The 21,864-nt window shown below is 67.1% G+C and carries 14 protein-coding genes; 2 read left to right on the top strand and 12 right to left on the bottom strand.

Annotated features, from left to right (window positions below):
- Positions 1-123 precede the first annotated feature (123 nt).
- Together HLH27_RS10985 and HLH27_RS10980 are read left to right on the top strand one after the other, a co-directional pair.
- On the top strand, positions 124-654 hold the full coding sequence (locus HLH27_RS10985; RefSeq protein ID WP_182950062.1) for a DUF6998 domain-containing protein: 531 nt from the start codon (positions 124-126) through the stop codon (positions 652-654).
- Positions 651-992 (top strand): hypothetical protein, encoded by a 342-nt coding sequence (locus tag HLH27_RS10980; RefSeq protein ID WP_182950061.1) that lies wholly within the window; start codon positions 651-653, stop codon positions 990-992. The genes HLH27_RS10985 and HLH27_RS10980 overlap by 4 nt, the downstream gene beginning before the upstream one ends.
- A gap of 567 nt (positions 993-1,559) precedes the next feature.
- On the opposite strand, the gene HLH27_RS10975 is transcribed toward HLH27_RS10980, so the two are convergent.
- From HLH27_RS10975 to HLH27_RS10920, 12 genes are all read right to left on the bottom strand, one after another.
- Positions 1,560-2,762, bottom strand: coding sequence for a tyrosine-type recombinase/integrase (locus HLH27_RS10975; RefSeq protein ID WP_182950060.1), 1,203 nt, complete (start codon positions 2,760-2,762; stop codon positions 1,560-1,562).
- A 180-nt stretch (positions 2,763-2,942) separates the two neighbouring features.
- A complete protein-coding gene (bcsD, locus tag HLH27_RS10970; RefSeq protein ID WP_182950059.1) occupies positions 2,943-3,368 on the bottom strand; it encodes a cellulose biosynthesis protein BcsD in 426 nt (141 codons plus the stop codon).
- 11 nt (positions 3,369-3,379) lie between these two features.
- Positions 3,380-7,087 (bottom strand): cellulose synthase subunit BcsC-related outer membrane protein, encoded by a 3,708-nt coding sequence (locus HLH27_RS10965; protein ID WP_182950058.1) that lies wholly within the window; start codon positions 7,085-7,087, stop codon positions 3,380-3,382.
- A 23-nt stretch (positions 7,088-7,110) separates the two neighbouring features.
- Positions 7,111-11,796, bottom strand: a complete 4,686-nt coding sequence (gene bcsA, locus HLH27_RS10960) for a UDP-forming cellulose synthase catalytic subunit (RefSeq protein ID WP_182950057.1) — start codon at positions 11,794-11,796, stop codon at positions 7,111-7,113.
- Positions 11,796-12,548, bottom strand: a complete 753-nt coding sequence (gene bcsQ / locus HLH27_RS10955) for a cellulose biosynthesis protein BcsQ (RefSeq protein ID WP_182950056.1) — start codon at positions 12,546-12,548, stop codon at positions 11,796-11,798. Before bcsQ ends, bcsA begins: the two co-directional genes overlap by 1 nt.
- Positions 12,549-12,610: 62 nt before the next feature.
- Positions 12,611-13,153, bottom strand: a complete 543-nt coding sequence (locus tag HLH27_RS10950; RefSeq protein WP_182950055.1) for a hypothetical protein — start codon at positions 13,151-13,153, stop codon at positions 12,611-12,613.
- A gap of 243 nt (positions 13,154-13,396) precedes the next feature.
- Positions 13,397-14,494: a glycosyl hydrolase family 8 gene (locus tag HLH27_RS10945; protein ID WP_182950054.1), complete on the bottom strand. Its 1,098-nt coding sequence runs from the start codon at positions 14,492-14,494 to the stop codon at positions 13,397-13,399.
- A gap of 95 nt (positions 14,495-14,589) precedes the next feature.
- Positions 14,590-15,540: an AAA family ATPase gene (locus tag HLH27_RS10940; RefSeq protein WP_182950053.1), complete on the bottom strand. Its 951-nt coding sequence runs from the start codon at positions 15,538-15,540 to the stop codon at positions 14,590-14,592.
- A 100-nt stretch (positions 15,541-15,640) separates the two neighbouring features.
- Positions 15,641-16,648 carry a 4-hydroxyproline epimerase gene (locus tag HLH27_RS10935; protein WP_182950052.1) on the bottom strand — a complete coding sequence of 336 codons (1,008 nt, stop codon included), beginning with the start codon at positions 16,646-16,648 and terminating at the stop codon, positions 15,641-15,643.
- Positions 16,649-16,674: 26 nt separating this feature from the next.
- Positions 16,675-17,562 carry a dihydrodipicolinate synthase family protein gene (locus tag HLH27_RS10930; protein ID WP_182950051.1) on the bottom strand — a complete coding sequence of 296 codons (888 nt, stop codon included), beginning with the start codon at positions 17,560-17,562 and terminating at the stop codon, positions 16,675-16,677.
- 160 nt (positions 17,563-17,722) lie between these two features.
- Entirely contained in the window at positions 17,723-20,074 is a 2,352-nt protein-coding gene (locus tag HLH27_RS10925; RefSeq protein WP_182950050.1) for a beta-L-arabinofuranosidase domain-containing protein, read from the bottom strand.
- Positions 20,075-20,187: 113 nt separating this feature from the next.
- On the bottom strand, positions 20,188-21,855 hold the full coding sequence (locus tag HLH27_RS10920; RefSeq protein WP_182950049.1) for a DUF885 domain-containing protein: 1,668 nt from the start codon (positions 21,853-21,855) through the stop codon (positions 20,188-20,190).
- Positions 21,856-21,864 lie beyond the last annotated feature (9 nt).

The raw sequence follows: 21,864 nt of genomic DNA, 5'->3' as shown, positions 1-21,864 counted from the left end.
AGAAGCTGTGCAAGCGAGGCTGCGGGTATCTCTCTTGAGTGGTGCCCCTTGTCCGACGTGTCCGACCGGATTTAGAGTGATCGGCGCAACACGAGGACGCAGCGGATGGATTGCGCAAGGTATGTGCTGGGGCAGCTTAGTCCCGCGCCAGACCTCTCGGAGTTACCCACCCTACTTGCCAGTCTTTATCAAATTGTTGACCGGCTGGAACAGATCGTGCCAAGGCGTAAATTTACTCCGGATGGTCATCTTGTTGGCAGTATCGGTGAAGCCATTGCCGAATACTGCTATGGGCTGGAGTTGCTTCCTCCCTCATCCAAACAGCATGACGCCCGCGCCCCTGATGGCCGCTTTGTCCAGATCAAACTGACGCAGGGGAGCGCCGTTGCCTTGAGCCACACCTGCGATCATTTGATCGTAATCCGTCTTGATCGGCACAAAGGCTTTTCGGAGGTGTTCAACGGTCCTGGGGCGGCAGTATGGGCGACCATAGAAGACAAGGCCGAGGCTGGCCGCCAACGCTCTATTCGCATATCGCGACTGCAGGCGCTGGCACGGGATGCCGGTCTGGCACTTCCCCTCAAGCAACCATTCCCCGCTTTCTCGGATAGAGGCAGGGTTGGAGGGCACCTCCGCGAAGGAGATCCAGCATGACCGAACGGCGCCTCGTCGCTCTCCACTTGCTCGCGCGCGCAGATGACCAGAGAGACAAAATCCAGAAGGTCGGACCAGGCGAATACGAGAGCGGCAACTGGAGCATCACTCCGTCGTCGGCTGACCGTGCCATCGGCGCAGAAATCCACCTACACGAGAAGCAAGCAGATCCGTCTTGGCTTGGCGGCCGCATTCTTGGATGGTGCCCTTCGGAGGTGCGTCCGGGGTGTGTCGTGTTCCGGTTCAAGATTGATCGGAGTCTGCAGCGTCGTCACCGAAATGGCTGGGGTAACGAGCAAGCCTGGGAATGGATGACATGGAGTGAGCCGTTTCCGTAGCCATCTCCGCAGCGGCATCAATCGCAACGCCTTAGCGCCCCTCATCGCGTAACCGCTGTAACCGTGAAAAATGATAGAGCCATGTGGCGTTCAGCCGATCCCAGCCCGGTGTCTTGGCGTAACCGTTCACCCAGAGTCCGAGCATACTGGGCTGCCCCGACCCGGGCAAAACCGTCCAGCCCGCTATCCATAAACGCCAGTTTTCTGCGGGTTTCCCGGCGGGCGCAGGGGGTACCCCCGCCAGCGCGACGCACCATGCTGGAACACGTGGAACACAGGCAAACAGGTAGGGGATGCGGATTCAGATCAGCCCAAATTCCCGCATGATGGCCGTCACACCCGGTTCCCATTTGGTCGGGCATGGCTTGATGGGATGGTAGGGGTCTTTCCGGTTATGGGAAGGCCGCATCTCCACCCCGTTCTTGCGCTTAATGTCAGCGATCCAGCAGGACTGGATTGTGACCCCCAGCCTCCTTCTGCCCAATTCGATCACGTCTGCGTATGTGGCCATACGTTCCTCCTGACTAAATTATGCGGGCAGTATGAAGCACAGGCATGTGCGATGGGTCATGCGGCCAGCGCCCAACCCGCCCAGTCGTCCATCATCTGCCGGCGCTTCTCGAACAGGTCGCCGCGGCGATAAGCCGCCTCCACCTTGTCTCCGATCGCGTGGGCCAGAGCCATCTCGGCCACTTCACGCGGATAGTCGGTTTCCTCGGCCGCCCAATCCCTGAAGGTGGAGCGCAGGCCATGCACCGTGACTGCCTTTGTCCCTGCTGCCAGGTGCAGGGCCTTGGACAGCGCCACATCGGATAACGGTTTTCCTGCCCGCTGCCCTGGGAACACAAGATCACCTGTCCTCGCATCCCGCAGCGGCTCAACCTCGCGCAGAATGGCCAGCACAGCATCCGTCAGGGGAACCCGATGCTCCTTCCCGGCCTTCATCTTGTGCGCCGGCACGGTCCAGGTCCCGTCCACCGAGTCGATCTCCGACCACACCGCTGCCCGCACCTCGCCGGATCGGGCCGCCGTCAGGCAGGCAAACTGCACGGCCTTGGCGGCCAAACCGCCGGACGCGGCCAGAGCCGCCATCACCTTCCCGATGTCCTTCCGGTCCACTGCGGCGTGATGCTCGACCTTCGCTACAGCAGAGGGCTTCGGCAGGATGGCAGCAAGGTGGCCCTTCCACCGGGCTGGGTTCTCGCCCACTCGCCAGCCGTGGGTCCGCGCGTAGTCGAGAATGCGCTCCATCCGGCCGCGCACGCGACTGGCCGTCTCCGTCTTGGTGGTCCAAATGGGGCGCAGCACCTCTAAAACGGTATCCGTGTCCATGTCGGCCACCGGGGTAGCCCCACAAACCGGAAAGGCATTCAACTCGAGTGATGCCGACCAGGTCGCTGCCGACCGCTTGTCCCGCCACCCGGGCGACTGCTCAGCAATATATCGCTCTGCCACCTGCTGGAAGGTCAGGCCCAATTCACGCTTGGCCGCCGCCTCTTCCGCACGCCGCTGCTCCAGAGGATCGATGCCATCAGCCAAAACATGTCGGCAGTCTGCGGAACGCTTGCGGGCCTCCACCAGGCTGACGTCCACGGCCGAGCCCAGCCCCATCTCCCGGCGCTTGCCTGTCTTCGGGCTTGTATAGCGGAAGGTCCACACCTTGGATCCGCCTTTGGCGACGACCCAGAGGTTACCGCCGTCTGCCAACGCGCCATCCTTCAACGCAGCGATTTGCCGCACGGTCAACTGATGTGGTGAGCGCCGGCTCATGTCGTTCGGCACCCCTCTTGGTACCCATCTTAGAAACCGGGCTGTCAGGGGTCAACCAGGGACGCCCAGAGACAATGGGCCACCCAATACCCTATTAATCCTAAGAAATGTGGGACGCACAGGAACAGCGGCGGACATGGATTAGGTGGACACTCTCTCCGCCAATATTCAGAAATCCCGTTATTTCTGCACGGCGCCGTAATCCAGCACGATGGTGCCATCGGGGCAGTCCTGGTCGGGGCGCCACGTCATGACGCAGTCGTTCTGCGCGCCGGGCTGGCGACCGATCCAGGTTTCGTACATTCCGGCCAGGCAAGCGGCCAGCCAGTATCCGGCCGGTGCGCCCAGCGCACCGATCCGGGGCAGGCCGCGATGGCGGACCTGCAGGCATTGCCGGTCGCGGTCGAGGGTCAGGCCGGCCTGGCCCCAGCCGATCAGGCTCAGCAGCGCGTTGATTTCCAATTCCAGTTCTTCGACCGTGTCGCATCGCGGCAGGGCAAGGCGGGCGGCCATGTTTGCCCCGACCGTGCGGAGAAAGCGGTTGCGCGCGTCCTGACCGACCTGTTCGTCGAAGCCAGATGCGAATTCGCGCAGAAAAAGACTCATGTCGGGATTCATCAAGGCGGACCCATGAAGGAATAATGGACGGACACGCCGGCCGTGGTTTCGTTCCACGGCCCGGCTTTCTGATAGAGGAAATCGCCGGCCACGCGCAGGGCCGGCGAGACCTGGTAGGACACGCTGGCATTGGCACCGCCGACCAGCCCGGAGGACGAGACACCGGGCACCAGCGCCCCCGTCGGATCGCGCGCATCCAGCACAGCCTGCAGCAGGTTGCTGGTCGGATAGAACAACGCCGAACGCGACCGGTAGGACTGGTAGCCGAGCGAGGCGCCCGCCTTCCATACCCATTTGCCACTATGTCCCGCATAGCGGACCGGCACCAGCAGCGAGAAAAAGGTCTGTGGCGAGAAATATCCGCCATTGCCCAGCGTGAACGCATACTGATTGTTGTTGTAGCGGAACCACGTCATGTCGACACCCAGATGCACCTCCTGCAGTGTGTCCTTGTAGACGGACACGCTGCCCCCCGCCCCGGCTTCGTATTCAATATTGTCCGGCGTATCATGACCCTGGAGATAGGCGAAGCCGCCGCGCGCGTAGAAATTCATCAGCGCGTCACCATATTCCAGTTGTCCGGTGGCGCGGTTGCGCGTCACGCCGCCCCAGGTGACGCCGGTCAGCGGGTCACGCAGTCCCGAATAGGCCACCACGCTGTCGTTCACCGCGCGTCGTTCGGCCGTCAGGCGGATGCGCATCTGGCTGGTGATCTGGGGGCTGACCTCGATCTCGCCCAGAAGGTTCGTCGTCCGGAAGCCCAGGGGCGATGAGCCGATATCGACCCGGAGCCAATCCCGGGCATAGGCCAGGTCGGTTCCAACCCCAACGGCATGGAAACGGCCGAGCGCTGCCCCGTAATCGCCGGTCAGGGCCGCCGTACCCACCTCGCGCAGGCCCTCCAGGTAATTCATGTTCCCGCTGCCCGACGACAGCGCGGTCGGCGTGATCGACGCGGTGAGGCGGCCACCGCCGAGCGTGAACGCGCCCGCGATGGGCAGGTCGCCCTCGGTCAACTGGTTCAGGCCCGTCCCGGAACGGCCCCGGAATACCGGACCGACATCGACGAAGGGGGCATAGGCCTGCGTCGTGCTGGCCACCTCGCTGTCGATGCTGCGCAGGATCGGATCCTGGCTGTCCCGCGGGTCGACCGCAGCAGTGGCCGACGCCCGGTCGCGAAACGGATTGCCGGCCAGCACGCCACCGTCATCCATCATCTGCGCACTGCCCGGCTGCTGGCCGCCCAGTTGCTGGTGACGCAGGTCGCGCGCCCGCGCCAGATCACCCAGGCTGGCCGTCCAGTTGCCACCCGCGTGATGAATCGCGGCCGAGGCCAGCCAGATCCTTGGATCCGCCGGGGCCTGCGCGGTCATGGCCCGCAACTGGTCCGTCGCCTCGTCCATGTCATCGAGTTGCAGGGCCAGGCGCACGACGGCCAGCCGGGCGTCCAGATCGTCGGGATTGCGATCGACGACCGCGCGGGCGACGGACAGCGCCGTCGCGGGCTGGTTGGCGGACTGGTACAGCCGGGCCAGCGCCAGGCGGGCCGCCGGGCTGGGCTGGCTGGCGCTCAGGGCGGGCTGGAGCGCATCATAGGCGTCGGCTTGGCGGCCCTGCTCGTTCAACTGGTCCGCCGCCATGACGGCCATGCCTGTCTGGATTTCCCTCATGGCCGCCAGATCGTCCGGAGCCAGGCCGGTGGTCGTGATGCCATCCAGCATCCGCCGGGCAAATTGCCGGTCCTGCATGCGCAGGGCCAGGCCGGCATAGGCGAGGCGCTGGCGCGCCGTGGGAGGTGCCGACGCATCAAAAAACACCTGCAGGATCTGGACCGCACCAGCGCGGTCATTGCGTTTCAGTAGGGCTTCGGCGATCATCCGCCCGCGTGCGCCGTCCGGATCGTGCCCGCGCCGCGCCATCTGCAGGAAATACAGCCGGGCCTCCGGCAGGTCGACCGGGGCGTCGGCGATCTGTTGCTGGTATTCGACATCTTCGGCGATGCGCCGGATGTCCGGCGTCCGGGCGCCTGGCGGCAGGCGGTCCAGCAACTGGCGCACCGTCGCGAAATCGCCGTTCTGGTTCGCGAAGAAAATTCCGGCCTGCAATTCGGCAGCGCTTGCCCGGCGATCGGATGCCAGCAGCGGCGACATCACATCGCGGGCGTCGGCCTGGCTGCCGGCCTGAAGCAGCGCCTGAGCCAGGTGCAGGCGCAGCCACGGATCGCGGGGCTGCGCGTCCATGGCCTGGCGCAGCAGGCCGATCCGGTCGTCCAGGTTGACGGTGCGATCGGCCCGCGCCAGCAGGTCGGCCCCGGCCATCTGCTGTTCGAAGGTAGGGGACAGACGACGCAGGCGCGGCGCCAGGCTTTCCGCCTCGGCAGTGCGGCCCGAGGAGCGGAGGATCTGGTACAGGCCCTGCACGGCCCCGACATTATCGGGCTGGCCTTGCAGAACCTGGCGATAGAGGGCTTCGGCCCGGGGCAGGTTGCCGCGCCGCCGGAAGATCTCGGCCTCCAGCGACAGCAGCCCGGTCTGGGTGGGATCGCGCGCCAGCATGCTGTCGAGCTGGGTTTGTGCCGCGTCGTAGTGCCCCTGTTCCATCAGGCTACGCACCTGCCCGTAGGCCACGGCCACCTGGGCACCGTTCATCGCGTCGCGCCACCGGGCGGCATCGGCCGGGTTGGCCTGTATGGCGTGCTGCAGCAGATCATGGGCTTCGTCCATCCGGCCTTGGCGCATGCGGACCAGACCCAGGCCGCCGAGGGCGTCGGAATCGTTCGGTGCGGTTGCCAGAGCGTTGGAAAAATGCCGATCAGCGGTGGAAAGACTACCGGCTTCCAGATCGTGATAGCCTTGGGTCCGTTCCAGTACCGCAGGATCCGTCCGCGCGGCCTCGGCCTTGGCACGCAGTCCCCGGACCTCGGTATCGTCGGGATTCTGGGCCAGCCACTCGTCGAAATAGGGCACGCTGTCCGGGGTGGGGGGGAGCCACGCCAGGGCCGTGCGCCAGTCCTGGCGGAGCGCGGCGCGGTTCTCTGCCGACAGGCCCGGAATACCGTCCAGGCGCCGCAACCGGGACAGGCCGCCCGCGCGCGTGGATTCGCGCCAGGTCAGGACCTGCGCATAGGCGATCTGGGCGGGGACATTGTTCGGATCGGCGGCGACGAGATTCCGCAGCCCCTCCTGCCCCTGGTCGCGATAGCCGACCGCACCGGCCAGCGTCTGATAATATTCCAAGGCGTATTGAGGGGGCGGCCCGGAGGGAAACAACTGGCGATACCCGGACGCGGCGGCGGCGGTATGGCCGTCCCGCACCAGGGCGCGCACCGCATCCAGCGCCTTCTGCGAGGTGCCCTGGACACGCAGCGATTCTTCCAGACGCACGGTTTCCGGCGCCGTGGGCGCCATTTCGTGCAGCGTCATCGCCGCCTGACGGGCCGATCCGGTATCGCCCATATGGAGTGCCCATTGACCCGACAAGGCAATCACCTTGGGATCGCGGGGCGCCAGTTGGCGCGCCTGGGCCAGCGCCTGTTGCGCCTGGTCGTACCAGCCGTGATCGTACCAGTATTGCGCGCGCTGGATCAGGATCGGCACCACCCCCGCCCCTGCCCCCGGTGCCTGTTGCGGGGACTGGGCCTGGGCTTGGGCGGGGACCTGGGCCTGGACGGCCAGAAGTGGGCCGCCCGCCAGGACAAGCAGGCGCATCCGGGCCAGCCTGCGGTGCCGGTTCATGGATCGTGTGCCCCGCTGGCATCCAGGTAGGCCTGGCGGCGCGCGGCGCGTATCGACACCCCTTTGTGCAGGGCCAGGCCGACGATCACGGCGCCGATGACGGACATGAGGATGACGCGCGCCGGATGTTCGCGCAGGAACCAGTCGGACCATACCCACCAGGGCAGTGATCCGGACGTGTAGGTCGCGCCATTGCGGGACGCGATGATCTTTTCGCCGTTCACGACGGTCAGGTCACCCTGGACCCCTTTCTGCATGGCCGGATTCTGCAGGGCGTGAACCAGGTCATCCAGCCCCTGGGGCGAACTGCTGAGCATTAGGACGACCGATCGGCCGGCGGTATAGGGCGATTGCGTCCCGATCAATCCACCGCCCGCATCGAGGGAGAGCGATCCCTGCAAGGCGACCGTCTTGGCCTCGTGCAACTGGCTTTCGGGGAAGGCATAGCGGATTCCATCCAGGAAGGACCGTTCCGCCACATGCAGCTTGCCGTTTTCCAGACGGTAGGGCGTTTGGGCCAGGACCTTGGAGATGGCGTCGTTGCCGGGCAAGGTCCCCATCACGATCAGGTCGTCGTCCTCGACCGCGTGGACCTGATCGGCCCCCACGACCGTGACCCGTTCGGCCGGATACCACGTATAGGACCCCAGCATGCCCATCAGGTCCAGGAACGCCGTCAGCTCGGCGCCCTGCGGACGCGGCGGGAGGACGATCGCGGTCTGCGACAGGTCGGCCATACGGGTGAACGGGAAGCCGCTATTGGCGAAATAGGCCAAATTGGGCAGCGTCGTGAAATGATAGGCCCGCCGGAAATCCAGGATGGAATCGGGGTCGATCCCCACCGAGATATCCTGAGGCATTCCGCCGCAATCGCGCCGGGCCAGCGGGCGCCCGTCGAAATAGAATTGCAGCTGGTTCTGGCCATAGATGCCCCAGATCGGCAGATGTGCCCGCTGGTGAAGCACCGGCGAGGTATCGGGGAGGAACCGGCTGATCCAGTGCGGCAGAGGTTCGGGCGAGCGCCACGAATAGCTGGTCAGGTAGACATCGTTCAGGCTGACATCGACACGGGATTGCGCCAGGTCCACGTCGTTGCCCAGCGGGGCATGGATCCTGAACTGCGCGTCGAAAGGCCGCCCCCGCCAGGTATACAGGTCGGGCGCGATGCGGAACGGTACCGCCAGCGTGCCCGGGACATATCCATGCCCCTGCAGCGCGCCCACGCTGACCAGTTCACCGAACCGCACCACGCGGTCCGTGGGCAGGAAGGCTGGTGCGTCGTACGGCTGGCGTGCGGGCACGCTGACGGGCGAGACGATCTGGGCGGACACGCTGCCCAGCGTATCGGACATGAAGGCCAGTCCGCGCGCGGCGGCGGCGAGCTCGTCGTCGCTCCGCCCCGTGACGATGAGGATGGTTCCGAACGGATCGTTGGGATTGGCGACTTCCGCCAGGGTCGGACCGCTGACCGAAACCGCCCTGGCAATGGACGCCGGCAGGCGTGCGGCCACGGCGATCGCCACCGCGTTGCCCGCTTGCGGCACATCGCCCGACACAGGGAAACTGACATGCCGGAAATCGGCGATCTTGCCGAGCCACGACGCCACCACGGCGGCAGCCTTCAGCGTCGCGACGTCGCTGGGCGACACCATGCTGACCCGGTCGGGCAGGATGACGGGCACGATCGCGCGCTCGACCGCCGCGGTGTCGAGGAACGGCGCCGGCAGCGCCGACAGCACGCGACGGGCCGGCAGGGGAGCGGTCGTCATGCTGATCGTCGACAGGCCCGAGATGTCGGCCCACAGGACGTTGCTGATCTGGTTGCCGCAGGTCTCGGTATACTGGCCGGCGAAGGTGAAATTGAGGGCGTTCTTTCCCATGAAGAAGACGGGATTGACCGCGAAGGTCAGCGGACCGAATTCGGGATGGTCGTGATTGACCGGGATAGTGCCGACATATTGGTCGTTCAGCCGGATCGTGACGCTGCTGCTCTGCGCCAGCAGCGAGGGCGACAGCGCGCCGCTCAGGGTCAGGTGGGCCGCCGTGACCAGTTGGCCGGGCGGCACGCTGAAATCGAGCCCCTGGATCGCCGCGAAGGGCGTCATGCGCAGGGATGCCGCGGCGCCGAGCTGCCGGAAGGTCCAGGTGCGCGTCGACGTGCCGGGCAGGTCGCCGTCCGCCCCGCCCGGGGTGAGCAGGGCGGACGGAGCCGGCATGCCGGTGACCGGCGCATCGGCGGTGGCCGGGCCGCCGGGCAGGCCGCCGGGCGGCACCGGTGCTGCGGTCATGTTCGGCATCGGCAGGTTGTCGTCGGGCACCGGGGGGACAGCGTTGGTGGGTAGCGCGGGCGGGGATGTTGGAGTGTGGGACACCGGGGCGGGGGCCGCGCGCGCGGATCCGGCGGCCAGGGCGAGCAGGCAGAACGCCAGCGTCATGATGCCGGTCTTGCGCGGGGTCACTGTCACGGGCTGGTACCGGTCGGCGGCGACCGATTGACTAGCCTTTTGCCGGGCAGCGATCGCGCTGGGATTATGCCGGGTGCTGGCCGGCCGGTCGCCCCGCGAGAACAGGGCGCGGATGCTGCTGATGACCATCCAGAGACTGCGCAGGGGACGATCCGGCGGATAGTCGCCCCAGTTGGTCCATGCGTCGGCGCGGCCGAAGACGAAGCGGATGATGCGGGCCTCGTCACGGATATTGGCGGGCTTCCACTCGATATTCGTCACCCCGTTCTGCACGCTCAGGACCCGGGCCGGTATCGGGGCCTCATGGTCTTCGAGAAGGACGTGGATGGGTGATCCGGCCGTGATTCCGCCGAGGTCGGCCAGGTTCAGATAGGTGCGGCAGCCGCCGCGCGAGATGTCGCTGGTCGTGCCGCGCGTGATGCGCCCGTCGGCGCCGCGCACTGTCAGCGGCAGTGCCGTATGGATGCGCGCGCCGTACCGCAGCTGCCGCGTTTCGCGGCCCACCGTGATGGCCGCCAGCACGATGATCAGGCTGACCGAGATCCACACTTCATTCATCCACAGTGCCTTGAGAACGATCGCGTCGTTATGGCCGAAAGCCAGGCGCACCGCGCCCCACAGAAGCCCGGACAACAGGAAGCCGCCGAAGACGAGCGTGGGATACAGCGCCCGCCAGTCCATGTAGGACCGGTCCAGGATGCCGCCCTTTTCAGTCACGTTGAACTTGCCGCGGCGGGGAAAGAGCATCGTCACCAGTGTGACGCGTACCAGGAACAGCGCCAGCACGGTTTCGTAGATCTCGCTCCAGAAGGAATAGCGCCAGTTCTTGTTGACCCGCGCCGAGGTCGCGATCGAATGAAAGAAATGCGGCATGGCATAGGCGAACAGTGCCTCGGGCGAGGCCGCGATCAGGGTCTGGCTGAACAGCAGGTAGGCCAGCGGCGCGGCCAGGAAAATCAGCCGCGGGATGGCGAACAGGAAGCCCGCCATGGAGGAGAAATAGCACAGCCGCTGTGCCACCGTCAGGCCCGGCCCGAGCAGCGGATTGTCCATGCGCAGGATCTGCAGCATTCCGCGCGCCCAGCGCATGCGCTGGCCGATATGCAGGATCAGACGCTCGGTCGCCAGCCCTGCCGCCAGCGGCATGCGCAGGAAGGCGGTGGACCAGCCCTTGCGCTGAAGCTTGAGCGCGGTGTGGCAGTCCTCGGTCACGGTTTCGGTGGCGATGCCGCCGACCTGGCGCAGTGCGGTGCGGCGCAGCACGGCGCACGATCCGCAGAAGAAGGCCGCGTTCCAGAAATCGTTCCCGTCCTGCAGCAGGCCGTAGAACATGTTGCCTTCGGGCGGGACGTTATGGCCGCGCGAGAGGTTCCGCTGGAACGGGTCGGGCGAATAGAAATGATGCGGCGTCTGCATCATGCCCAGGGCCGGGTCGACCAGGAACCAGCCGATCGTGACCTGGAGGAAGGCGCGGACCGGGATATGGTCGCAGTCGAAGATGGCGATATACTCGCCATGGGTCTGTTCCATGGCGTAGTTGAGGTTGCCAGCCTTGGCATGGGTATTGTCGGGGCGCGAGATGTAGCCGACGCCGGCCTGCCGGGCGAATTCCAGGAATTCCGGGCGGTGCCCGTCATCGAGGATATAGACGTTCAGCTTGTCGGCTGGCCAGTCCATCGTCGCGCAGGCCAGCACGGTGGCGCGGACGATCTGCAGGTCTTCGTTATAGGTCGGGACGTAGACGTCGATTTCCGGCCACCGCGTGGGGTCGGGGGGCATGGGCACCGGCTTGCGTTCCAGCGGCCGGATCGTCTGGAAATAGCTGAGCAGCAGCATCATCAGCGCATAGAGTTCCGCAGCGCACAGCGCGGTGCCCAGCACCGTCTGGAGGAGGGTGTTGAATTCCAGCGTTTCCGTCAGCCGCCAGGCCAGGTAGCGGAACGACACGACCAGAGACATGACCTGCAGGAACAGCGTGGCTTCGCCGCCGGGATAGCGGTTCACCACGAAGAACAGGACGATGCCCACGATCGTGACGATCATCTGCGCATCATCGGAGAGCAGGGCCATGCCGGCCATGATCGTGGCCGCGCCGCCCAGGAACACGAAGAATCCCAGGATAGCGTGGCCGTATCGCCCCTCTACCGCGCGCCGGAACGCGGCGCGCCAGGCGGCCACGGGGCCGGCCACGCCGGACGGCAGGGCGAACCGGGGCATCAGCCGCCCACCATGGCGACCAGGCGGTGGGAGATGGCGCCCAAATCGTGAGTGGCCTGCGAACGCGGGGCATAGGCGGCGACCGGCTTCTGCGCCGCCAGGGCCTCGCCCATATGTTCGTCACGATGCACGATACCGAGCAAACGCCTGCCCATCTGCGCCCCCAGACTCCGTGCGATCACCGGCCCCAGCCGGGTCATCGGGTCGAACTGATTGATGATGAAACACTGGGGCGCCGAATGGGCCGCCCCATATGTCCGCCCGGATTCGATGTCGGAAAACAGGGCCGCCGACGCCGCGTCCGCCGTCAGCACCGTTACCAGCAGGTCCACCCGGGGCAGAATGGCGTGCAGCATCGCGGACGGCCCCGGCTCGGTGTCCACGATCACCAGGGTGCGGGGATCGGCGGCAATCTGCCGCAGGGGCTCGGCCAGCAGGTCGGGGTTCTGCCGCACCCGGGCCGACATTTCGACGGATTGCGCCATGTCCATGCCGCCATAGGGCAGGATCGTGGCGCCTTCCGGCGTTTCATGGCGGATCTGGTACCAGTATTGCGGCTGGCCCAGCAGGTGGATGAAGCCCCGATTTTCGGACAATGGCACGCCCATGTGGAGCCGCAGCATGTTCTGGGGATCCAGGTCCACCGCGACGACACGATGCGACCGCAGCCGCGCCAGGTTGGCGGCGACATTGGCCACGACCGTACTCTTGCCCACGCCGCCCTTGGGAGAGACGCAGCAGATCAACGGCATCGGGCGGAATCCGCGATAACGCGGGACGTCATGAGGTCAGGCAATCAGGTATGATCCAGCGTTCAGCGAAACATGTCGCGCAGGGTGTGGTCCTTGCGGCTGGCCGGAGCGGGGCCGCGCAGCACGGCGAACATGTCCGACAGCGTCATGCGCCGCGAATCCTCGGCCGGGGCGCCACGGTCTGCTGCCGTGGGACGCGCGCGAAACGCCGCGAAATCGTCCTGGGCAGGCGCAGCCGAAGGCGGCGAGACCGGCGCGGATGGCGGGGGAGACGGCGAGACGGGCGGCGGTGATCCGGCCATGGGAAACCACGCGGGATCGGGCGCCGCTTCATGCGGGGGGAGCGGCGGAACGGCGGCCGGTGGTGGCTCGGCGCCGAGCGGCCCGGTGATATCGGGCAGCGGCATGCCCGGCGCCGGAGGGGCGCTTTCGGCCGGGATGGCGTTCACGTTATCGAACGTCCAGTAGGGCAACCCCGGCTCGCCCACCGCGGTGCGCAGTCCCGAGACATCACGGTCGTCCCCCTGCTGCGGCTGCGGCGTTGTCGCCGACATGGAGAGGGCGGCCTTGACCAGAGGGAATTCCGAACCGAGATCAGCGCTCATGATGACATTCCAACCCTGATGCCTGCGTCGAAGCGCAGTCATGGCGGCACGTGGCGTGGCCCCTCGGGACGAGGTGCAAACCAACAGTGCGCGACGAAGCCCCCACCATGATGAGCAAACACAAAGGGAACCCTAAAATCAAACACAAAGGGGTTCAAAAAAATAAAAAATCCGGGGCCGGGCGAACCGTATCCGTTTATGCCAAACGGCAACATCCGCACCGGGCAGTCCGGCGGCCGTGGATCAGAACATGCCGCCGTCATGCTGCACGATCTCGGACGCCATGCCGTCCAGCACCAGCGAGGACAGCATGGTCAGCGAGGCCGAGTAATAGTCGGGACTGGCGGCCATCGCCGGGAAATCCACGGTGGCGGTGCCCGGCATGTTGAGCAATCCGCTGGCGATGCCGACGGCGTAGAATCCCGGCGGCGCGTTGTAGGGCGATCGCTCGCCGTTGCGCAGGTTGACCCATGCCGGCATCGTGCCGGCCCCCCACGCATTCCAGTACGTGCGAAAGACCACCCGCAGGCCCGGATCGAGCAGGCCCGCCCATTGCAGGTACAGCGGCACCCGCACCGCATCGAACGAGAACCGTGGCGGTTGCGGGCGGGCGATGGAAACGGCGCCGCCTGCCGCGGCTACCTGGATCCAGTCCGGGGGCAGGTTCCACCGTCCAAAGCCGGCCTGATGGATCAGCGCCAGCCCGTCGCGGATCACCCGCAGCCATGTCTCGCGGTCATCGAGTTCCGCCGCCGCCATCAGCGAGGGCATGACGTAATAGGACAGGTTCACGGTGGCCGCGTCCGGCGTCGAGAATCCGTACAGCCCGGGCAGCAGCACCTTGCGGCCACCGATTGCCGCCACGATGCGTCCCCGGAGCGCGGCGTAGATGGCGCGGGCGGCGTCTGTCAGGTCGGGGCGATTCCATTTCCGCCCTGCCAGGGTCAGGGCCAGCGCGATCAGCAGGTCGCCGTCGGTGGCGTTGTTATGGTCGGGGACGTGGGGCATGGAGCCGGGCAGGTAATGCCAGGCATGCAGGGCATCTTCGTTGCGTTTCAGGACCTTGCAGGTCCAGGCGGCCATGGTGTCGAACATGGGCTGGTCGTTGAAGGCCTGGGCGAAGAGGAGGCCGTACCCCTGCCCTTCGCTGTGGGACGCGCCGCCGTTGCCGGTGTCGACGACCCGCCCGTCGGCGCGCACGTAACGCTGGCGATAGAGCGACCAGTCCGCCGGCGTGGCCGCCATGGCCCGGCCCCCCAGCGCGTTCGGGCCCAGCGCGCTGAGACAGAGACCGCCCGCGGTAGCGTGAAACAGGCCGCGCCTGGCGAGGAGGTGGGTCATGGTTTCGGGCCACTCGATTGGGATACGGACTTCACGCCGTGCCACGTTATCCGCCATGCGGCAACCCGCGCGCGGACGAAGCAGGGGGCGTAACCCTAACCCCGCCCCCATCTTTCCGCCTGCTCTTCCACAATGGTTTCCACCATACGCTTCAGCACACGCATATCCCCGGAGAAATGCCTCTCGAGGGCTTCGCGCTCGATACCGTCCAATCTGAACCACTTGCGGGACAGTCCGAGATCCTCGGCAATTGCGGCCATCAGGTTGTTCGCCAGCGCATGGACGTGGGAGGAATCAGGCCGGCTGACGTGAATCACCTGGCACCTGGACCGCAAGGGGGCCGACACCATCGACAGGCTGTTGGCGGTGAGAACCCAATGGATGCGGGAGACGTCGACGCCGGTGCCCAGGAATGCGTCCCTGAAGGTCCTGGCCTCTCGCATGTCCAGGAAGGGGAGCAGGGCATTTTGCACGCATCCATGCTGTCCGCCTTTCGGGGCCTTATCCACCTCGTCCAGGATGATGACTAGGTTCGCCGTCTCGGTCCGGGCCATGAATTCCACGATGGCCGAGGGCCTGGAATCCCCGAATGTCTGGTGAGTTCCGTTGAACGCGAAGCCCTCGGGCATGGAGCCGACATTCATGGCCATGACCGCGTAGCCGAGGGTCTGGGCATAGGCACGGGCGACCGTAGATTTTCCGCATCCCGGGGGCCCGACCAGCAGGATGGGGCGGGTCGGGCCCGACTGGCCCCATCTGGGCCGCCTCAGGTCGGAGGATGCCATGGCCCTGACCGCATCCACGGCATGGGGACAGCGTTCCTCAACCGCGCGGACACGCTCGGCCACGCATCCGGGCTGGTGGATTGCGATGGGGAAGCCCAGCCGTCGCACCGCTGCGTACGGGTCGGCGGTCATCCGGCGAGCCGGTTTGGGGAACTGATATTCGCGGGCCAGGACATAAGCCGTCTGGCCGGGGATGTAGGGGTATTTCTCGTGTTCAGCCGATTCGGCCAACAGATCTTCCAGATTGGATTCCGACATCATTCGCCTTCATGTGACCGTTCCCTGGTTGGAATTGGGACGGTCGTATGAGGTGAAGATTGTGGATCATGCCGCCCTTGTATCATGGGTGGCCCCCCGCCTGCTAGATAACCTGGAAACCGTGACGGAACTGGTCTTCCGGCTCGATCCAGATCGTATTGAAACCCGTCGAGATGGCCGAGCCCTCGATAAGCGGGACGATCGCGGGGATGGGGCCGGCGGGGGACGGGATCGTCGTTTCGGACTCGATCGTCCCGATGAAACGGCTGTGGATATAGCTTTCGTGGACGAAGGGTTCGCCCGGCGCCAGCAGGCCCTTGTGGTGGAGGTGCGCTAGCCTGGCGGACGTCCCGGTGCCGCAGGGGCTGCGGTCGATCGCGTTGTCGCCGTAGAACACGGCGTTGCGGCTGCCCGCGCGCGTCAGGCCGCGATCGGCCCACAGGACATGGCTGACGCCCTCGATCGCCGGATCGGCCGGGTGCACGGGGTGGAACCGGGCGCGCACGGCCTCGCGCACCTGGGGGGAGAGTTCGAGGATGCGCCGGGCCCCCAGCGCGTCCAGCCCCGTATAGGCGCCCTGGGGTTCGACGATCGCGTAGTAATTGCCGCCATAGGCCACATCGACGGTCAGTGCGTCCAGCCCCGGGACCTCGATCCCGATGCCGGTGGCGGCGACGTAGGCCGGCACGTTGCGGATGCGCACGCCGGTCACGCGACCCTGGTTTTCGGTGTATTCGATATCGATCATGCCGGCGGGCACTTCGAGACGCAGCCGGCCGGGCACGCGCGGGTGGAGCAGGCCGTGCTCCAGCCCGAACGTGACGAGGCCGATCGTGCCATGGCCGCACATCGGCAGGCAGCCGCTGGTTTCGATGAACAGGATGCCCCCGTCACTGTCCTCGCGCGAAGGGGGATAGAGGAAGCCACCGGACATCATGCTGTGGCCGCGCGGCTCGAAACACAGGCCGGTCCGGATCCAGTCGAACCGCGCCAGGAAATCCAGGCGGCGTTCGCCCATCGTGGCGCCGCGCAGCAGCGGGGCGCCGCCCGCGACCAGGCGGACCGGATTGCCAGCCGTGTGGCCATCGATGCAAAAGAACGTGTGCCGCATGCCTGCCTCCCCTACCGCCGACGGTATCAGATCGGCCGGTGGGCGGCTGCATGCTCGACCATGCGGGTCACCGCGTCGCGGCGCGCGCCGGCGAGCTTCAGGCGCGGCAGGCGCACCCGCTCGCTGCCCCGGCCCATGATCTGCTCGGCCAGCTTGATCGCCTGCACCAGGTCGTGCGCGGCGTCGAGATGGAGCAGCGGCATGAACCAGCGATAGATCCGCAGCGCGGTCACCATGTCGCCGCCCGCCAGGGCCGCGACCAGCGCCACGGATTCACGCGGGAAGGCGCTGGTCAGTCCGGAAATCCAGCCTGCCGCCCCCAGCACCAGCCCTTCGAGCGCCACGTCGTCCAGCCCCGCCATGATCACGTAGCGATCGCCGAATGCGTTGCGGATATCGGTATAGCGGCAGGTGTCGGACGTGCTTTCCTTGACGGCCTGGATGGTCGGGACGTCGGTGAGGCGCGACAGGACGTCCAGCCCGATTTCGACCCGATAGGCCGTGGGGTTGTTGTAGAGCATGATCGGCAGCCCGGTCGCGCCCCCGACCAGGCGGAAATGATGCTCGAGTTCGGCCGGAGTGGGCACGTAGACCATCGCCGGCAGCACCATCAGCCCGTCGGCGCCGATCCGTTCCGCCTGGCGGGCGAAGGCGACCGCGCGGAGGGTCGTCAGTTCCGAAACGCCGACGATCAGCGGCACGCGGCCGGCCACGACCTCGCGGGCGGCTTCCAGCACCTGGATCTTCTCGGCCGGTTCCAGCGAATTGTTTTCGCCGCATGTCCCCATGACGACCAGGCCGTGCACGCCGTCACGGATCAGGTCGTCGAGCACCCGCTGCGTCTGGGGGATGTCGATCGACAGGTCCTCGGTGAACTGGGTCGTCGCCGCCGGAAATACGCCCGTCCATTCCATGATTCTCGTTCTCCATTCGGGCGCACTGATCGTCGCCGATTTCGTCTATCGTATACGTAACACAATCGGATCGACCCGGGAAGGTCGCGCGGAATTTTACAGGTTATTCTTTAAATAGTTGAAATTTATCATGATATTCAGACCTGGGCGCCCTGCCCGCTCAGGCAGGGACGAGCGCCAGGCCGTAAATATCGCCAACGCCGCGCTCGCCGGCGGGCTGGAACGCGATGGTGACCGTCCGCCCCCGGCGGGTCAGCGCCCGGGGCAGCGCGTAGCGGCGGGTCACGAAGACACCGGGATTGCGCCTGGGCAGCGCCTCGGTCGCCACCACCTGCCCGTCGAGCAGGATGTGGAACAGGCGGCACACATCGTCGTCGTAATAATCGATCTGGAGGTCCGCCGCCCGGCCGTGCGTTTCCAGCCGCACCGACAGGCTGTCCGCCGCCCAGCCCGGCCGGCCGAGCCGGCGGATCGGTGCCAGGCCGCGCCCGGCGAGGGCGTGGCGGGCCTGGGACCCCGGGTCGTCCGGGTCGATCCGATCGAGGAGCGGGACATTGGGCGGGGGCGGCGCGAACTGCCGTTGCAGGACCTGGCGCCGGTCTTCGGTCCAGGCTTCGGGGGCCACGCAGGGCAGGCACGGGGCGCTCAGCCGGTCGTGCTGCGGCGTGAACGGGCGCAGAAGCAATGGTCCGTCGGCGCCCGGCACCTGGAAGAGCAGGCCCTCGCGGTCCAGCGGGCGTACGGCCTGCAACGGGTCGCGCGCCAGCACGACGGGCACCGGGCCCCGATAGGGAAATTCGCCGCGCGCCGGGCCGAGATCGGCGCAGAGCAGGACCGGGCCGCGCAGGAACGAGACGGTGTCCCCCTGCCGGGCCGGTGCCGCGACGCGCAGGGGAAGAGCGATCGTGTAGGCCAGGCGATCGCCGGCCCGCCAGGTGCGGCGGATGCGGACATAGCCGTCGGGGTCGGCCGTGCCATCGACCGGCTGGCCGTTGACCGCCAGCCGGTGGCCGCCGGACCAGGCGGGCAGGCGCAGGGCGATGGTCAGCGGGGAGCGGTCGCCCATCCGCTCGACCGTGACGGCGATTTCTCCGTCTCGGGGATAGCGTGTGTCCAGCGTCAGGTGGGCCCGGCGTTCCGGCCAGGCCAGGCTGGAGGGGATGAAGAGATTGATCGCCAGCTCGTCCCGGCCGCGCTGCCACCAGATGGCTTCGCCGTGCCGGGCATGGCTTTCCAGCCCCGTGCCGACGCAGCACCAGAAATCGTCGTGCGGCGTGGAATAGTTGCGCGCCGCGCCGACGCCCATCGGCATCATGTACGCGAACATGCCGGTGCGCGGATGCTGCTGGGCGAGGATGTGGTTGATATGGGCGTGTTCGTAATAGTCGAAATGGCGGCCGTGCGGCGCCCAGGCATGCACATGGCATGTCAGCTTGAGCATGTTGTAGGTGGCGCAGGTTTCGCAGGTGCGCTCGCCGGGATGCGCGGCCGCGCTGTCGGGGGCGGTGAAATATTCGCGGTCGCCCGTGCCGCCGCAGGCCTGGAGATGATGCCGCGTCACGGCCTCCCACAGCGTTTCGGCGGCGGTGCGGTAGCGGGCCTGGCCGGTGAGTTCGTACAGGCGGGCCTGCCCGATCGTCTTGGCGATCAGCGTGTTGGCGTGCTGGCCGTCCAGCGCGGCGTGGCCGCGTTGCAGCGGGCCGAGGGTGCGCGTGTCGTCGATGCGGGCCGCAAGGGCCGCCCAGCGCCGGTTGCCGGTCCGCGCGGCGAGTTCTGCCATGCTCTCGTTCAGGCCGCCATATTCGCAGCCCAGGACGGTCTGCATCCTATCATCGTCGAGTGTGGACAGGACGCCGTCGAGATAGCCGGCCAGCCCTTCGGCCACCGTGCGGGCCTGCGGGACGGCGCACAGGGATTCGGCATCCAGCAGGCCGGCGAACAGTTTGTGCCAGTTGTACAGCGGGGCCCAGCCCTCGTTGAGGGTGAAGGGACGGGCGCGGATCGTGCCGCGCCGGATTTCCTCGAAGATCAGGCGGCCGGGCTCGATCCGGCCGTCGCGGCGGCGGGTGAAGGCGCCGACATAGCCGTCGCCGGCCTGGTGCTGGCAGCGGGCGAGTTCCGCGACGATGGCCGTGACGCGGGCGCGGGCGTCGGGATCGTCGGTCTGGGCGTGGAGCAGGCTGAGTGCGCTGAGAACGTGGCCGAGCGTGTGGCCGGCGATGGAATCGGCCTCCCACCCGCCATAGGGCGGGGCCCTGGGCGGTAGGCCGGCCTGGACGTGGTAGCCGTGCAGCAGGCGGTCGGGGTCGAGCGAGAGAAGATAGGCCCGGTTGGTGTGCAGCGCATCCAGATAGGGCGAGGGCAGCAGCCGGACCTGCGACCGGGGGAAGGCGGAGCAGGTTGCGTCGGCCGGTGCGGCGCCGGCCGGCAGGGGGATGCCGAGCGACGCGGCGGCGTGCAGGAGGCGTCGCCGGGTAGTGGTGGGACGGAGGGTGGCGGGGCGGTGCGTCACGGTTCTGCATCCTTCGCGGGGATGATTGCGCCGGATGGGAGGGGGGTATGAGGGGGGTGGCGGGTTGGACGGTGGGGGGCGGCCGCGCGGTCGGCGCGACCGCCCCGGCAGGATCAGGGCACGACCTCGCCCGTGACGCCCAGCGATTCCTCCACCAGAGGCCAGGGCAGGATGCCGGCGCGATACATCGCCTGGAGCGTCTCGGGCACCACGGCCTCCACGCTGCCGGTCGTGGCCTGGGCGCGGGCGGCGATCAGGCGGTCGAGAAGCAGCTTGCCGGTGATGTAGCTGGTCCCGTATCCGGGCTGGCGCAGGTAGAGAAGCTGTTCGAAACCGACCAGGGCCGATGTGGGGTCGGAATAGTGCCTCGGCGTCCAGGATGCGTGGAACTTGCCCGCCTCGGCCAGGGTGATCCTGTTGGCCTGGACGTAGAGGGACGCGAGACCGCGGGCCGCGCGGTTGGCCGCCATGATCCAGACCAGTTCGCGCCCGCGCGGCTCGTCGTCATAGAAGCCGGAGCGCATGACGATTTCCTCGAACGCCGTGGCGAAGCCTTCCGACCGGGCGGCGTAGATATTGAACAGCGGCGCGCCCCGGCGCACCGGGTCGGGATTGGTGTCGTGCGCGATCCGCGCCAGTTCCACCCAGTGGATGTCGTGCGAATAGAGCGGCACCGGGTCGAGCGCCGTGACGTTGGTGAAGAAATCGCGCTTGTCCGGCGGGACGTAGCCGATCTTCTGCGCTTGCAAGTACGTCCGGTTATAGGGCGTATCCGCGATCAGGCCCTTCGCGACCAGGAAATCGATATATCTGGTCAGCCGGGCCTGGTCGAAGGCCGCGTAGGCTTCCGGCGAGCGGGTCTTTTCCAGCGGCGGCAGGCCGCGATTGTGGAGTTCCTCCTCCGCCAGGCCGGCCCAGGCCCGGGCCAGCTCGCGCCGCAGCAGGGCCACCTGCTCGGTCCAGTCATAGGGCACGAGCTGGACGTTTTTCATGTACCAATTGTAGTTTTCGATACCGATGCCCGAGGGGCCGGTCTTGCCGGGGGCCTGCTTGCGTACCCAGTCGCGGAAGGACTGCGTGGCCGCCAGCGCGGCCTGCGCCGCCTGGCGGGTTTCGACCGGGGCGTCGACCAGGCTGGCCGGGACATGGCCTTCATGCGTGCGCATCCGCAGCGTGCCGTCGAGCAGGCCGGACAGGGCCTTGATCTGCGCGGTCAGGGCATGGTCGCCGTAGCGCCACAGGTCGGCGGCGTTGCCTGTTGCCAGCCAGGTCCGGGCGCGATCCAGCAGGGGCGCGACCGTGCGCAGGCGCGCGGCCAGGTCTTTCGCACCCTGGTCGTCCAGCGGCCAGGACCATGCGAACAGGTCGATCTGGTCGGCCCACTGGGCCTCGTGCGCCGGGACGTCGCTTTCCTCGGCGAAGACGGTGGCGTAGAAGGACGGGTCGCGGGCCCAGGGGCGCAGGACCCGCAGGTTGAAATCCAGCCCGTTGATCTCTGCCATGATCAGCTTGAGGTCGACCGCCGAGGTGACGTCGGTATAGCGGGCCTGGTCCGCCGCCGTGCGGCGGCGGAACCGGTCGAGCCCCGCCTGCCAGCGGGCCAGGGAGGCCGGGCTGTAATCCGCCACGCCGCCATTGCGCGCCGGGGCGGCGAAAGCGCGCCATTCGTCGAAGAGGGACACGACCTCGCCGGCCGGCATCGGGTCGGCCGCCGCCGGGGCGGCCAGGGCGGCCGCGAGCAGGTATCCGCACAGGGGGGCCGCGAGCAGGTATGTCTTCATGGTTCTTGT

Source organism: Gluconacetobacter takamatsuzukensis, assembly GCF_014174275.1.
Lineage (GTDB): Bacteria > Pseudomonadota > Alphaproteobacteria > Acetobacterales > Acetobacteraceae > Gluconacetobacter > Gluconacetobacter takamatsuzukensis.
Note: the sequence above shows the minus strand (reverse complement) of the source record. Positions and strands in the feature narration are given on the sequence as shown.

Coding starts and splice junctions, on each gene's coding strand:
- HLH27_RS10920 (WP_182950049.1), bottom strand. CDS start 21,855: ATGAAGACATACCTGCTCGCGGCCCCCCTGTGCGGATACCTGCTCGCG.
- HLH27_RS10975 (WP_182950060.1), bottom strand. CDS start 2,762: ATGAGCCGGCGCTCACCACATCAGTTGACCGTGCGGCAAATCGCTGCG.
- bcsQ (WP_182950056.1), bottom strand. CDS start 12,548: ATGCCGTTGATCTGCTGCGTCTCTCCCAAGGGCGGCGTGGGCAAGAGT.
- HLH27_RS10935 (WP_182950052.1), bottom strand. CDS start 16,648: ATGCGGCACACGTTCTTTTGCATCGATGGCCACACGGCTGGCAATCCG.
- HLH27_RS10940 (WP_182950053.1), bottom strand. CDS start 15,540: ATGATGTCGGAATCCAATCTGGAAGATCTGTTGGCCGAATCGGCTGAA.
- HLH27_RS10930 (WP_182950051.1), bottom strand. CDS start 17,562: ATGGAATGGACGGGCGTATTTCCGGCGGCGACGACCCAGTTCACCGAG.
- HLH27_RS10980 (WP_182950061.1), top strand. CDS start 651: ATGACCGAACGGCGCCTCGTCGCTCTCCACTTGCTCGCGCGCGCAGAT.
- HLH27_RS10950 (WP_182950055.1), bottom strand. CDS start 13,153: ATGAGCGCTGATCTCGGTTCGGAATTCCCTCTGGTCAAGGCCGCCCTC.
- bcsD (WP_182950059.1), bottom strand. CDS start 3,368: ATGAGTCTTTTTCTGCGCGAATTCGCATCTGGCTTCGACGAACAGGTC.
- bcsA (WP_182950057.1), bottom strand. CDS start 11,796: ATGCCCCGGTTCGCCCTGCCGTCCGGCGTGGCCGGCCCCGTGGCCGCC.
- HLH27_RS10945 (WP_182950054.1), bottom strand. CDS start 14,494: ATGACCCACCTCCTCGCCAGGCGCGGCCTGTTTCACGCTACCGCGGGC.
- HLH27_RS10965 (WP_182950058.1), bottom strand. CDS start 7,087: ATGCGCCTGCTTGTCCTGGCGGGCGGCCCACTTCTGGCCGTCCAGGCC.